Below are 12943 nucleotides of genomic sequence, written 5' to 3'. Positions count from 1 at the left end.
CGTTGCGCTGCGGGGCCGCGCTGACCAGCGGCGTTGCTCGCAAGCGGGGCCCGTACACGGAGAAGGACCCCTGGCCGTGGTGCTGTGGCGCCAGGAGTCCTCGACGTTCACTACATAAGTGCATTCACCATAGGTCACCGTTCGCGGCACGAGGGAAGGGCTTGCGAGACAGATCACAGGTGAACCGTGCAACCCTCCCGCTGTTTCGACGGTGTCGTGTTCATATCACCTGGATATCGACAGTCCCGGTGACGGGACCGCACCATGTCCCCACTGGCGCTCTGCCACGCGGATTACCATCGGTGCATGACCCGTGTACTGCTCGCCGAGGATGACGCATCGATCTCGGAGCCCCTGGCCCGCGCCCTGCGCCGGGAGGGATACGAGGTCGAGGTCCGCGAGGACGGTCCCGCCGCGCTCGACGCGGGGCTGAGCGAAGGAATCGACCTCGTCGTGCTCGACCTGGGGCTGCCCGGCATGGACGGCCTGGAGGTGTGCCGCAGGCTGCGCAACGAGGGCCACGCCTTCCCCGTCCTCGTGCTGACCGCGCGCGCCGACGAGGTGGACACCGTCGTCGGCCTCGACGCGGGTGCCGACGACTACGTCACCAAGCCCTTCCGGCTCGCCGAGCTGCTCGCGCGCGTCCGCGCCCTGCTGCGCCGCGGCACGCCCGCCGAGCCCGCCCAGCCCCCCGCCACCCACGGCGTACGGATCGACGTCGAGTCCCACCGCGCCTGGATGGGCGAGGAGGAACTCCAGCTCAGCGCGAAGGAGTTCGACCTGCTGCGGGTGCTGGTGCGGGACGCGGGCCGGGTCGTCACCCGGGACCAGCTCATGCGCGAGGTGTGGGACACCACCTGGTGGTCCTCGACCAAGACGCTCGACATGCACATCTCCTGGCTGCGCAAGAAACTCGGCGACGACGCGGCCAACCCGCGCTACATCGCCACCGTGCGCGGCGTCGGCTTCCGCTTCGAGAAGAGCTGACGCCCCTCGGACCGCGCAGGGAGCCGGGGCCGCCGGAGGCCTCCGGCGACAGCCGGGTCCCCGGAAACAGTCAGGTCCCCGGAAACAGCTAGGAAAGAAGCCAGCACGTGCGCCGTCGGCTCATCCTGTCCATCCTCGCCGTCGTCCTGGTCGTCGTCGCGGTCTTCGGGATCTCGCTCGTCATCGTGGAGTCCCGCACGATCGAGAACAGCACCAAGGAGAACGTCCGCTCCGAGGCGGTCCGGCTGGTCTCCACCGTGGAGAGCCGGCTGGTGGCCGGGGAGCGGGTGACCGAGGAGTCCATCGGCGTCACCACCTCCAAGGACCGCTACGTCCGCTACATCCGCGTCGAACTGCCCGGCCGGCGTCCCATCGAGGTCGGCGACAAGCCCTCCGGCGAGGTCGTCGAGTCCCGGCAGACCGGTGCGCACGGCGAACGCATCACGGTCCAGGCCTCCCGGTCGGCGGTGCGCGCCGAGGTCGGCCGTACGCTGCTGATCATCCTCGCCGTCGCACTGCTGGCGGTGATCGCCGCCGCCGTGCTCGCGGTCCGCCAGGCGCACCGCGTGGCGGCCCCGCTCACCGACCTGGCCGAGACCGCCGAGCGCCTCGGCTCCGGTGACCCGCGCCCCCGGCACCGGCGCTACGGGGTACCGGAGCTGGACCGGGTCGCGGACGTGCTGGACGGCAGCGCGGACCGGATCGGCCGGATGCTGACCGCCGAGCGCCGACTGGCGGCGGACGCCTCGCACCAGCTGCGGACGCCGCTGACCGCGCTGTCCATGCGGCTGGAGGAGATCATCACGATGGCGGAGGGCGACGAGCCCGAGGACCGCGCCGTGGTCAAGGAGGAGGCGACCATCGCGCTCGCCCAGGTCGAGCGGCTCACCGACGTCGTGCAGCGGCTGCTGACCAACTCCCGCGACCCGCGTACCGGCTCGGCGGTCAGCTTCGACCTGGACGAGGTGGTCAAGCAGCAGATAGAGGAGTGGAAGCCCGCCTACCGCAGCGCGGGCCGGGCCATCGTGCGCTCGGGCAAGACGGGCCTGCGGGCCGTGGGCACGCCGGGTGCGGTGGCGCAGGTGCTGGCGACGCTGATCGAGAACTCGCTGATGCACGGCGCCGGGACGGTCGCGCTGCGCACCCGGGTGATCGGGAACCAGGTCGTCGTGGAGGTCACGGACGAGGGACCCGGGGTGGACGAGGCGCTGGGCTCGCGCGTCTTCGAGCGGACGGTGAGCGGCCACAACTCCACCGGTCTGGGGCTCGCGGTGGCGCGGGACCTCGCGGAGGCGGACGGCGGGCGGCTGGAGCTACTTCAGCAGCTGCCGCCGGTCTTCGCGCTGTTCCTCAGCCGCGAGGCCGCCGACCTCGATGCGTCCGGCGCCGGCTGAGGCAGCCGATCCGACGGGCAGCCGGACTCCGGCCGGGTCCCCGTCCCGCAGCACGGCCGCTTCCTCGTGGCGCGGGCTCGACGCCTCGTCCCGCAGCGCAGCCCCGTCGGCCCCGCGGGTCCGCGCGGGCGCCTTGCCGCGCGCCCGGAAGACCCAGGTGCGGTATGCCCAGAAGCGGAAGGCGGTGCCGACGGCGAGCCCGATGACGTTCTTGGCGACGTTGTCCGCGAGCGTCGAGGTGTAGCCGAGGCCGTAGTGCGAGAGGGCGAGGATGCCGTTCTCCAGCACCAGCCCGGCCCCGCTGAAGAGGAAGAAGAGGACCGTCTCGCGGTGGATCCGGTTCTTGTCGGTGTGCCGGTAGGTCCAGTAGCGGTTGCCCAGGTAGTTGGTGCCGATCGCGACGACCTGCGCGATGACGCCGGAGCGGATGGGTGCGAGCTGGAACGTGTGGATGCACAGGTTGAAGATCGCGACGTTCACCAGGAAGCCCAGCGCACCGACGGCGCCGAACTTGCCCAGTTCGCGCACAAGCCGTTCCAGCCCCGGGCGCATCGTGCGCCATTCACCCATAGCGATACTGAGCCCCGTTTCGGTCGGTGTCGAAGCTGCCCCATGCTAACCAGGCGCGCATTCGGCCTGTAGGGCGATTGACGCACACAGGGGCGCCGAAGGTTGCGCCGCGGCGGCCCGGGCGCCGGACAGGGGACCGGTCGTGCACGACCGTGTCACTCTCGGTCCGCGACCGTGATCCGGAAGGTGACGTCGCGGACGGGGTGATCCCCGTCCGGCTCCGGGTGGCCGGCCCCGCACCCGAAGCACTCCCGCAGCGCGAGCTCCGTGCTTCCGGTCCGCTCGGCCCGGAAGGTGTACCAGCGCTCGCCGCGGTCGCCCGGACGGTCCGGGGCGAAGCCGTGGCCGGTGATGCTCAGCCGGGTGAGGATCCGCCGGTCGGGCTGCTTCCCGCGGACGATCCAGCGGTACCCCTCGGAGGGCCGGTAGGGGACCTTCAGCACGAACATCTCGTGCGGGCCGACCCGCACCCGGGTCCGGTCGGTGCCGAACTCGCGGGGCCGCGGGACACCGGTGCCGCCGTCGTCCCCGCCGCTGCCGGTTCCCCCGTGCGAGCCGTCGTCCCCGCCCCCGCCTGCGCCGCACGCCGTGGCGGCCAGCAGGACGGTCAGCGCCAGTGTGGCTGGTTTCATACGCCGCAATCCCGGCCCCCGTTTTCCGCAGGTCCCTGTCAGGACCGACCGGCGCCGAGCATAGGGCAGCGGGGGTGCCGGGACCCGGGCGGACCGGGCGCCCTCTCACGCGCCGTACCCTGGAGCCGTGACATTCCCGGTGGTCGGCATGGTCGGCGGTGGCCAGCTCGCTCGTATGACCCACGAGGCAGGCATCCCGCTCGGCATCAGGTTCAAGCTCCTCTCCGATACGGCGCAGGACTCGGCGGCACAAGTCGTCAACGATGTTGTCGTTGGCGACTACCGAGATCTGGACACGCTGCGGCGCTTCGCCGAAGGCTGCGACGTGATCACTTTCGATCACGAGCACGTGCCCACCGAGCACCTCCGCGCCCTGGAGGCGGACGGCATCCCCGTCCGCCCCGGGCCGGACGCGCTCGTGCACGCGCAGGACAAGGGCGTGATGCGCGCCCGGCTCGCCGAACTCGGTGTGCCCGCCCCGCGCAACCGCCTGGTGAACGATCCCCGGGACGTCGCGGCCTTCGCCGCGGAGGGCGCGGCCCCCGGCAGCGGCGACGGCTTCCCCGTCGTCCTCAAGACGGTGCGCGGCGGCTACGACGGCAAGGGCGTGTGGGTCGTGCGCGGCGCCGACGACCCGAACGCCGCCGAGCCCTTCAAGGCGGGCGTCCCGGTGCTCGCCGAGGAGAAGGTCGACTTCGCGCGGGAGCTGGCGGCGAACGTCGTGCGCTCCCCGCACGGGCAGGCCGTCGCCTACCCGGTCGTGGAGTCCGTGCAGGTCGACGGGGTCTGCGACACCGTGATCGCCCCCGCGCCCGACTTGGCCGAGGACCTCGCGCTGGGCGCCCAGCAGATCGCCCTGCAGGTGGCGCACGAACTGGGAGTCGTCGGGCACCTGGCCGTCGAGCTGTTCGAGACCGCCGACGGACGGCTGCTCGTCAACGAGCTGGCCATGCGGCCGCACAACTCCGGCCACTGGACCCAGGACGGCGCGGTCACCTCGCAGTTCGCCAACCATGTGCGCGCCGTGCTCGACCTGCCGCTGGGCGACCCGCGCTGCCGGGAGCGCTGGACGGTGATGGCCAACGTGCTGGGCGGCGACTACCCGGACATGTACGCCGCGTACCTGCACTGCATGGCCCGCGACCCGCAGCTCAAGATCCACATGTACGGCAAGGACGTGAAGCCCGGCCGCAAGGTGGGGCATGTCAACGTCTACGGTGACGATCTCGCCGAGGTGCGGGAGCGCGCCGCGCACGCCGCCGGGTATCTGCGCGGCACCGTCGTGGAGTGAGCCCGCGGGCGACGCGCACCGCAGGGCGGCGCGCCCCGGCGAGCCGGTCCGGACCAGCTACCTAGGAGCCGTATGAGTACCGCTGCCAGCCCCCTCGTGGGGATCGTCATGGGGTCCGACTCGGACTGGCCCGTCATGGAGGGGGCCGCCAAGGCGCTGGAGGAGTTCTCGGTGCCCTACGAGGTGGACGTCGTCTCCGCGCACCGGATGCCGCGCGAGATGCTCGCCTACGGCGAGGACGCCGCCGACCGCGGCCTGAAGGCGGTCATCGCGGGCGCGGGCGGCGCGGCGCACCTGCCGGGCATGCTCGCGTCGGTCACCCCGCTGCCGGTCGTCGGCGTGCCCGTACCGCTGAAGCACCTGGACGGCATGGACTCGCTGCTGTCCATCGTGCAGATGCCCGCGGGGGTCCCCGTCGCGACCGTCTCCGTCGGCGGAGCGCGCAACGCCGGGCTGCTCGCCGTCCGGATGCTCGCCGCGCACGACGGTGAACTGCGCGAGAAGATGCGCGACTTCCAGCAGGAGCTCAACGAGCAGGCCACCGAGAAGGGCAAGCGGCTGCGGGCCAAGGCCGCCGGGGAGACCGGGTTCGGCTTCGGCCAGGCGGGAGGCAACCGGTGACGCGGCCCGACAGCCCCCGCCTGGAGCACGCCCGCGCGCTGCTGAGCGCGCACCCCGTCGTGGACGGGCACAACGACCTGCCCTGGGCGCTGCGCGAGCAGGCGCACTACGACCTGGACAAGCTCGACATCGCACTCGACCAGCGCGAGAAGCTGCACACCGACCTGGCGCGGCTGCGCGCGGGCGGCGTCGGGGCGCAGTTCTGGTCCGTCTATGTACCCGGCGAGCTGACCGGGGACGACGCGGTGAGCGCCACCCTGGAGCAGATCGACGCCGTACGGCTGCTGGCGGCGCGCTATCCGCAGGATCTCCAACTGGCCTTCACCGCCGAGGACGTGGAGGCGGCGCACGCGCAGCGGCGCATCGCCTCGCTGATGGGCGCCGAGGGCGGGCACTCCATCAACAACTCGCTGGCCGCGCTGCGCGCCCTCTACCAGCTCGGGGTGCGCTATCTGACGCTCACCCACAACAACTCGCTGGACTGGGCCGACTCGGCCACCGACGAGCCGCGTGCGGGCGGCCTGAGCCCCTTCGGCGAAGAGGTCGTGCGGGAGATGAACCGGCTCGGCATGCTGGTGGACCTCTCGCACGTGGCGGCCGGGACGATGCGCGCCGCGCTGCGCGTCACCGAGGCGCCCGTCATCTTCTCGCACTCCTCGGCGCGCGCCGTCTGCGACCACCCGCGCAACATCCCCGACGACGTGCTCGCCCAGCTCCCCGCCAACGGGGGCGTGGCGATGGCCACCTTCGTGCCCAAGTTCATCCTCCCCGAGGCGGTGGCCTGGACCCGGGCGGCCGACGAGAACATGCGGGCGCACGGCCTCGACCACCTCGACCTGTCCGACGAGGGCCGTGCGGTGCAGCGCGAGTTCGAGCGCGCCAACCCGCGGCCGGTCCCGGACGCGAGCACCGTCGCCGACCACCTCGACCACATGCGCGAGGTCGCGGGCATCGACCACATCGGCATCGGCGGCGACTTCGACGGCACCGCCTTCACCCCGGCCCAGCTCTCGGACGTGGCCGGCTACCCGCACCTGGTGGCCGAGCTGCTGGACCGCAACTGGTCCGAGGCCGACCTGGCGAAGCTGACCTGGTCCAACGCCCTGCGCGTGCTGCGCGAGGCGGAGGAGGCGGCCCGGACGCTGCAGACGCAGCGCGGGCCCTCCATCGCCACGATCGACCAACTGGACGGCGCCCGGCGCGCGGGCTGACCGGGCGGCACCGGAACCGGCCGGGGCCCGGGGGAAGCACCTCGTGCTGCCCCCGGGCCCCGGGCGGGAACCGGTCTCCCGGACGCCGGACGCCGGCGAACCGCGGAATCCGCTACGGCAGGTTCCGCGCCATCACGATCCGCTGCACCTGATTGGTGCCCTCGTAGATCTGGGTGATCTTCGCGTCCCGCATCATCCGCTCGACAGGGTAGTCGCGGGTGTAGCCGTAGCCGCCCAGGAGCTGGACGGCGTCGGTGGTGACCTCCATGGCCGCGTCCGAGGCGTAGCACTTGGCGGCGGCGCCGAAGAAGGTCAGATCCTCCTTCTCGCTGCCTTCCGCGACCCGCTCGGAGCGCGCGGCGGCCGCGTAGGTGAGCTGCCGGGCGGCCTCGATCTTCATGGCCATGTCGGCCAGCATGAACTGCACGCCCTGGAAGTCGCCGATCGGCTTGCCGAACTGCTTGCGCTCCTGGACGTACCCCTTCGCGTAGTCCAGCGCCCCCTGGGCGATGCCCAGGGCCTGTGCGGCGATGGTGATGCGGGTGTGGTCGAGGGTCTTCATGGCGGTGGCGAAGCCCGTGCCCTCGGCGCCGATCATCCGGTCGGCCGGGATGCGCACGTTGTCCAGGTAGACCTCCCGGGTGGGGGAGCCCTTGATGCCCAGCTTCTTCTCCGGGGCGCCGAAGGAGACGCCCGGGTCGTCCTTCTCCACCACGAACGCGGAGATGCCCTTGGTGCGCTTCTCGGCGTCGGTGACGGCCATCACCGTGTAGTAGTCGGAGACCCCGGCGTTGGTGATCCAGCGCTTGACGCCGTCGAGGACCCAGTGGTCGCCGTCCCGCACGGCCTTGGTCTTCATGCCGCCCGCGTCGGAGCCGGCGTCCGGCTCGCTCAGGCAGTAGGAGAACATCGCGTCGCCCTTGGCCAGCGGCGTCAGGTAGCGCTTCTTGAGCTCTTCCGAGGCGGAGAGGATCACCGGCAGCGAGCCGAGCTTGTTGACGGCCGGGATGAGGGAGGAGGAGCCGCAGACCCGGGCGACCTCCTCGATGACGATGACGGTGGCCAGCGCGTCGGCCCCGGCGCCGCCGAAGGCCTCGGGCACATGTACCGCGTGCAGGTCGTTGGCGACCAGGGCGTCCCGGGCCTCCTGCGGGAACCGCGCCTCCTCGTCCACTTCGGCGGCGTGCGGCGCGATCTTCGCCTCGGCGAGCGCGCGCACCGAGTCACGGAGCATCTCGTGCTCCTCGGACGGCCGGTAGAGGTCGAAATCAGACGCCAAGGTGTCTCACTCCTTCGAGAGGATGCGGAATGCCTGGGGTGCCACGGGCTGCTGGATTGCCTCGGTTGTCGTGCCGGGTGCCCCGGGATTGCTAATTACCGTTAAGTAACCCCAATTTTAGTGGCCACCGGCTCCTCGGGGGTACGTGAGGTTCACGACAGGAGGGGTCCCGTTATGCTCGCGGACAGCGTTCTGCCGTCACAAGGAGCTCATCGCATGGCCTCGCCCAAGATCACCGTGATCGGCCTCGGCTATCTCGGCGCCACCCACGCGGCCGCCATGGCCGAACTGGGGTTCGAGGTGCTGGGACTGGACGTCGTCCCGGAGAAGATGCGCAAGCTGGAGCAGGGGCAGGCGCCCATGTTCGAGCCGGGCCTGGAGGAGCTGCTGCGCGCACACGTCGCCGGGGTCGAGGGCTCCACCGGCCGACTGCGCTTCACCGACTCCTGGGAGGAGCTGGGCGCCTTCGGCGACGTGCACTTCCTGTGCGTCAACACGCCGCAGAAGCACGGCGAGTTCGCCTGCGACATGAGCTACGTCGAGCGCGCCGTCGACTCCCTCGCGCTCCAGCTGCACGGGCCCGCGCTCGTCGTCGGCAAGTCCACCGTCCCGGTCGGCAGCGCCGAGCGGCTCGCGACCCGGATCGCCGAGCTGGCGCCCGCCGGGCAGGAGGCCGAGCTGGCCTGGAACCCCGAGTTCCTGCGGGAGAGCTTCGCCGTCAAGGACACCCTCCACCCCGACCGCATCGTCGTCGGGGTCGGCGGGCCGCGCGGCGAGGAGCTGCTGCGCGAGGTGTACGCGCAGCCGGTCGCCGAGGGCACCCCCTTCCTGGTGACCGACTTCCCGACCGCCGAGCTGGTCAAGACCGCCGCCAACTCCTTCCTGGCCACGAAGATCTCCTTCATCAACGCCATGGCCGAGGTGTGCGAGGCCGCGGGCGGCGACGTGGTCAAGCTCGCCGAGGCCATCGGCCACGACGACCGCATCGGCCACAAGTTCCTCCGGGCCGGGATCGGCTTCGGCGGCGGCTGCCTGCCCAAGGACATCCGCGCCTTCATGGCCCGCGCCGGCGAGCTGGGCGCCTCCGAGGCGCTCACCTTCCTGCGCGAGGTCGACTCCATCAACATGCGGCGCCGCGCCCAGATGGTCGAGCTGGCCCGGGACGCGCTGGGCGGGGTGCTGCTCGGCAAGCGGATCGCGGTGCTGGGCGCCACCTTCAAACCCGACTCCGACGACGTACGCGACTCGCCCGCGCTCAACGTCGCCGGGCAGCTGCACCTCCAGGGCGCCCAGGTGACGGTCTACGACCCGAAGGGCATGGAGAACGCGCGGGCCGTCTTCCCCACGCTGGGCTACGCGGACAGCGCGCTGGACGCCGCACGCGGCGCCGACGTGGTGCTGCATCTGACGGAGTGGCCGGAGTTCAAGGAGCTCGATCCCGCCGTGCTGGGCGACGTCGTCGCCTCCCGTCACCTCCTCGACGGCCGCAACACCCTGGACTCCGCGCTCTGGCGCAAGTCCGGCTGGCTCTTCCGCGCACTCGGCCGCCCCACCGCGTGACCCCGGCGGCCCGCGCGGCCTGACCGCCCCTGGACGGGCCGGACCGCCCCTGAACGGACCGGAACCGGGCCGGGCCCCGCAGGCCTGTGGTCCGCGCCTCCGCGCTCGGAGCCGCGGGCACGGGCCCGGCGCTCCGGCCGCGCCGGGCCCGCCGGCACGCGGCCGGAGCGGATGAGAAGAAGCCGCGCTTCCCGAAAGACGGCGCACCACCGGCATCGGCGCCTGCCGGACGTCATGATCCGCCGGGCGGGCCCTGGCCCCGCCGGGCGCGGTAGGTGCGCATCTTGGCGCGGCTGCCGCAGACGGCCATGCTGCACCAGCGGCTGCGGCCCGCGGGGCTGCGGTCGTAGTAGACCCAGCGGCAGTCGTGCGCCTCGCACGCCTTCAGCCGCTGCCAGGTGCCCTCGCCCGCCGCGGTGGCGATCCGGGCGGCCAACTGGGCCGTGAGCGCGGGCAGGCCCGTCAGACCGGGTGCGGGGCGCAGCACGGCCGCACCCCGGGAGTCGAGGCGCAGCGCGAGCGGTGCCGCGCTCAGCAGCCGCTCCAGCGACGCGGCCGCCTCCGGCGGTACCGCCGTGCCCGTGTGCGCCGTGCAGGCCGCGCGCAGCGCCTCCCGGAGCTCGCGCAGCTCCGCCAGGTCGGCCGGGCCGAGGCGGTACCGCGCCAGTCCGTGGTGGTCGGCGAACCGGGCCAGGTCCGCCGGGGAGGCCAGCCCGTCGGTGCCGGATTCGATGTCGAGGGTGTTCACCAATTCCTGCACCAGACGGAGGGACTCCGGCGCTTCTCTGTCTCCCACTCTTGTGACGTTACCGGTCTTCACCCATCATGAAGTAACCCGGGCTGTTACCCCTTGCAGCCTTCTGGCAGTAACGGTTCGCGGCGGTCGGGCGGTCGAGCGGTGGCCGCCGAGGAGCGGAGAGAGGAATCACGATGGCCATCCCCACGATGGGCGTAGTCGTACTCGACTGTCCCGACACCCTGCGCCTGGCGGACTTCTACGCCCGGATGCTGGACTGGAAGGTGGATCCGGGCGGCGACAGCACGTGGGCCGAGGTGCTGGACACCGACGGCCGCAGGCGGCTGGCGTTCCAGGAGGCGTCCGGGTTCGTCCCGCCGCAGTGGCCGAGCGGGGAGCACTCCCAGCAGCTCCACCTCGATCTGGACGTGCCGCGGGCCCGCCTGGAGGAGGCCGAGCGGGAGGTGCTGGCACTGGGCGCCCGGCTCATCCAGGACGACGCGGACGGTGCTCGGGACTTCCGCGTCTACCTCGATCCGGCGGGGCACCCCTTCTGCCTGTGTCTGTCCGACGGCTGAGCGGCCGGCCGCCCGCCTGTCGTCGAGCCGTCTGGGGGGAGCCTGCCGCGCTGCGGAACGACGGCGGCCAGGCCCCCTGCCGGGAGCCTGGCCGTCCTGCGTGCGGCGGGGTGGCCGCCTCGGCGGTCACCCCGGTGGTGCGCCTCAGCGGTCGGAGGTCACCGTCACCTTCTCGTCGTTGTTGAGCTGGTCGACGAGCTTCTTGACCTTGGCCTCGTCCCACTGCAGATTGCCGTTCGGCGTCGAACCGGAGATCGGCATGTTCATGGAGGTGCCCTCGCCGCCGGAGACGCCCTTCATCGCCCAGAACATCGAGGCGACGTTCCACAGGCTCATGTCCTTGTCGACCTTGAGGGTGTCCAGACCCGCGCCCATCGTCGGGTAGAGCTTGAACGGGTTGAGCACGGTGCCGGGGGTCGCGGCCTGGTTCGCCAGCGCGGCGAGGAACTTCTGCTGGTTCTTGGTGCGGTCCAGGTCGCTGCCGGGCAGTGCGTACCGGGTGCGGACGAAGGCGAGCGCCTCCCGGCCGTCGAGGGTCTGCTTGCCCTTCTCGAAGTCGGCGCCGGACTTCTTGTCCTTGATGTCGCGGGGGATGTCCATCTCCACGCCGCCGACCGCGTCCACGATCTTGGCGAACCCGCCGAAGCCGATCTCCGCGTAGTGGTCGATCCGCAGTCCGGTGTTGTGCTCGACGGTCCGGACGAGGAGCGTGGGGCCGTCCTCGGCGTAGGTCGCGTTGATCTTCGTGTGGCGGTTCTTGGCCGGGTACTTCTTGCCGGATTCGGACCCGGTGTAGGAGGGCACCTCGACGTTCGAGTCGCGGGGCAGCGAGACCATGGTGTTCCCGTTGCTGCCGACGTGCAGGATCATGATCGAGTCGGTGCGGCCGCCGTCGGTGGGCCCGCCGGTGTGCAGGTTCTGCCGCTCCTCGTCGCTCATGCCCTCGCGGCTGTCCGAGCCGACGATCAGATAGTTGGTCCCGTCGCCCGCGTCGGGGCGGTCGTCCACGATGCTGAGGTCCACCTCGCGGCGCAGCTTGGAGTCCGCCCAGAAGTAGGTGCCGACCGACCACACCAGCAGGACGACGACCAGGGTGAGCAGCGTCCACTTGGTGCGGCGGCGCCAGTCGGGGCGGGGGCGGCCGTCGTAGTCGCCGCCGCCGCGTCCGCCGCCGTAGACCTGGCCCTCGCTGTAGCCGGAGTCGTAGCCGTCCTGCGGCGGTCCGTAGCGCGCGTCGTGGCCGCCCGGGCCGTACCCGGGGCCGCCCTGCCCGGAGCCCCGGGTCTGCGGGGGCACGCCGGGAGCCGATGTATGGGGCATGACACGTGTGGGGTCGGGCCGGGGGGCGCCGCGGCCACGACCTTCCCGGCCCCGCGAGCTGTCGGTCCAACCATCGGGCCACTCATTCATGTCCCGCAGTGTGCCTGGACTCCGAGGGAGGAACACAGGCCGGGTACCACTTCGGGGAAAGGCTGTAGCAGTTCTGATGCAGAATGCCGGGTTCTGAGGGGCTTCCTCCGCGCGCATAGGGTGGTGCACATGACCCACCAGGCGCACACGGCGCACGGCGAGCTCCCGGGCAAGCCGACGGCCGCCTCCCGCACCACCCTCTCCCACATCATGACCGCGGGTGACACCAACCTGCTCGGGACCGTGCACGGCGGGGTGATCATGAAGCTGGCGGACGACGCGGCCGGAGCCGTGGCCGGACGCCACTCGGAGGGCCCGGCCGTCACCGCCTCCATGGACGAGATGGTCTTCCTCGAACCGGTCAGGGTGGGCGACCTCGTCCATGTGAAGGCCCAGGTCAACTGGGTCGGACGGACCTCCATGGAGGTCGGGGTGCGGGTGCTGGCGGAGCGCTGGAACGAGTCGACGCCCGCCACCCAGGTCGGCTCCGCCTATCTCGTCTTCGCGGCGATCGACGAGAACGGCAAGCCGCGTTCCGTGCCGCCGGTGATCCCGGAGACCGAGAAGGACCGCCGCCGCTACCAGGAGGCGCAGATCCGCCGGACCCACCGGCTGGCCCGTCGCCGCGCCATCAAGGAACTGCGCGCCAGCCGCGCCCCGGACTGAGTCCGGGG

The 12943-nt window shown here is 71.9% G+C and carries 13 protein-coding genes; 8 read left to right on the top strand and 5 right to left on the bottom strand.

Going from position 1 to position 12943, the window contains the following annotated elements:
• Positions 1 to 306 precede the first annotated feature (306 nt).
• Both A949_RS0115390 and A949_RS0115385 read left to right on the top strand, forming a co-directional pair.
• Positions 307 to 987 (top strand): response regulator transcription factor, encoded by a 681-nt coding sequence (locus A949_RS0115390; RefSeq protein ID WP_019356911.1) that lies wholly within the window; start codon positions 307 to 309, stop codon positions 985 to 987.
• Between the two features lie 107 nt (positions 988 to 1094).
• Positions 1095 to 2381 (top strand): ATP-binding protein, encoded by a 1287-nt coding sequence (locus A949_RS0115385; RefSeq protein ID WP_019356910.1) that lies wholly within the window; start codon positions 1095 to 1097, stop codon positions 2379 to 2381.
• Here A949_RS0115385 and A949_RS33540 read toward each other — a convergent pair.
• Positions 2301 to 2951 carry a GtrA family protein gene (locus A949_RS33540; protein WP_051019503.1) on the bottom strand — a complete coding sequence of 217 codons (651 nt, stop codon included), beginning with the start codon at positions 2949 to 2951 and terminating at the stop codon, positions 2301 to 2303. The genes A949_RS0115385 and A949_RS33540 overlap by 81 nt on opposite strands.
• 155 nt (positions 2952 to 3106) lie before the next feature.
• Entirely contained in the window at positions 3107 to 3583 is a 477-nt protein-coding gene (locus tag A949_RS0115375) for a protease inhibitor I42 family protein (protein WP_019356908.1), read from the bottom strand.
• A 127-nt stretch (positions 3584 to 3710) separates the two neighbouring features.
• Between A949_RS0115375 and A949_RS0115370 the strand changes: the two genes are divergently transcribed.
• The 3 genes from A949_RS0115370 (at position 3711) to A949_RS0115360 (ending at position 6706) form a co-directional block, all read left to right on the top strand.
• Positions 3711 to 4874, top strand: coding sequence for a 5-(carboxyamino)imidazole ribonucleotide synthase (locus A949_RS0115370; protein ID WP_078565446.1), 1164 nt, complete (start codon positions 3711 to 3713; stop codon positions 4872 to 4874).
• A 72-nt stretch (positions 4875 to 4946) separates the two neighbouring features.
• Positions 4947 to 5495, top strand: a complete 549-nt coding sequence (gene purE / locus A949_RS0115365; RefSeq protein ID WP_026004675.1) for a 5-(carboxyamino)imidazole ribonucleotide mutase — start codon at positions 4947 to 4949, stop codon at positions 5493 to 5495.
• Positions 5492 to 6706: a dipeptidase gene (locus A949_RS0115360; protein WP_019356905.1), complete on the top strand. Its 1215-nt coding sequence runs from the start codon at positions 5492 to 5494 to the stop codon at positions 6704 to 6706. The genes purE and A949_RS0115360 overlap by 4 nt, the downstream gene beginning before the upstream one ends.
• A 112-nt stretch (positions 6707 to 6818) precedes the next feature.
• Here the strand turns inward: A949_RS0115360 and A949_RS0115355 are convergent, their stop codons facing one another.
• Positions 6819 to 7985, bottom strand: a complete 1167-nt coding sequence (locus A949_RS0115355; RefSeq protein WP_019356904.1) for an acyl-CoA dehydrogenase family protein — start codon at positions 7983 to 7985, stop codon at positions 6819 to 6821.
• A 216-nt stretch (positions 7986 to 8201) separates the two neighbouring features.
• Between A949_RS0115355 and A949_RS0115350 the strand changes: the two genes are divergently transcribed.
• Entirely contained in the window at positions 8202 to 9545 is a 1344-nt protein-coding gene (locus A949_RS0115350) for a UDP-glucose dehydrogenase family protein (protein WP_019356903.1), read from the top strand.
• A gap of 232 nt (positions 9546 to 9777) precedes the next feature.
• On the opposite strand, the gene A949_RS0115345 is transcribed toward A949_RS0115350, so the two are convergent.
• The gene (locus A949_RS0115345) at positions 9778 to 10341 is read right to left on the bottom strand and encodes a CGNR zinc finger domain-containing protein (RefSeq protein WP_026004674.1); all 564 of its coding nucleotides are present in this window, start codon (positions 10339 to 10341) and stop codon (positions 9778 to 9780) included.
• 134 nt (positions 10342 to 10475) lie between these two features.
• Between A949_RS0115345 and A949_RS0115340 the strand changes: the two genes are divergently transcribed.
• Positions 10476 to 10859, top strand: coding sequence for a VOC family protein (locus A949_RS0115340; protein WP_019356901.1), 384 nt, complete (start codon positions 10476 to 10478; stop codon positions 10857 to 10859).
• A 144-nt stretch (positions 10860 to 11003) separates the two neighbouring features.
• Here the strand turns inward: A949_RS0115340 and A949_RS0115335 are convergent, their stop codons facing one another.
• Positions 11004 to 12269: an LCP family protein gene (locus tag A949_RS0115335; protein ID WP_037706493.1), complete on the bottom strand. Its 1266-nt coding sequence runs from the start codon at positions 12267 to 12269 to the stop codon at positions 11004 to 11006.
• Between the two features lie 129 nt (positions 12270 to 12398).
• Here A949_RS0115335 and A949_RS0115330 point away from each other — a divergent pair, with 129 nt between their 5' ends.
• Positions 12399 to 12935, top strand: a complete 537-nt coding sequence (locus tag A949_RS0115330) for an acyl-CoA thioesterase (protein WP_019356899.1) — start codon at positions 12399 to 12401, stop codon at positions 12933 to 12935.
• The last annotated feature ends 8 nt before the right edge of the window (positions 12936 to 12943 follow it).

Origin of the sequence: Streptomyces sp. AA1529 (assembly GCF_000280905.1) — a bacterium.
Classification (GTDB): domain Bacteria; phylum Actinomycetota; class Actinomycetes; order Streptomycetales; family Streptomycetaceae; genus Streptomyces.
Note: the sequence above shows the minus strand (reverse complement) of the source record. Positions and strands in the feature narration are given on the sequence as shown.

Bases quoted from the DNA above. Each gene is read 5' to 3' on its own strand.
- A949_RS0115390 (WP_019356911.1), top strand. From the start codon at position 307: ATGACCCGTGTACTGCTCGCCGAGGATGACGCATCGATCTCGGAGCCC.
- A949_RS33540 (WP_051019503.1), bottom strand. From the start codon at position 2,951: ATGGGTGAATGGCGCACGATGCGCCCGGGGCTGGAACGGCTTGTGCGC.
- A949_RS0115375 (WP_019356908.1), bottom strand. From the start codon at position 3,583: ATGAAACCAGCCACACTGGCGCTGACCGTCCTGCTGGCCGCCACGGCG.
- purE (WP_026004675.1), top strand. From the start codon at position 4,947: ATGAGTACCGCTGCCAGCCCCCTCGTGGGGATCGTCATGGGGTCCGAC.
- A949_RS0115350 (WP_019356903.1), top strand. From the start codon at position 8,202: ATGGCCTCGCCCAAGATCACCGTGATCGGCCTCGGCTATCTCGGCGCC.
- A949_RS0115340 (WP_019356901.1), top strand. From the start codon at position 10,476: ATGGCCATCCCCACGATGGGCGTAGTCGTACTCGACTGTCCCGACACC.
- A949_RS0115335 (WP_037706493.1), bottom strand. From the start codon at position 12,269: ATGAATGAGTGGCCCGATGGTTGGACCGACAGCTCGCGGGGCCGGGAA.
- A949_RS0115330 (WP_019356899.1), top strand. From the start codon at position 12,399: ATGACCCACCAGGCGCACACGGCGCACGGCGAGCTCCCGGGCAAGCCG.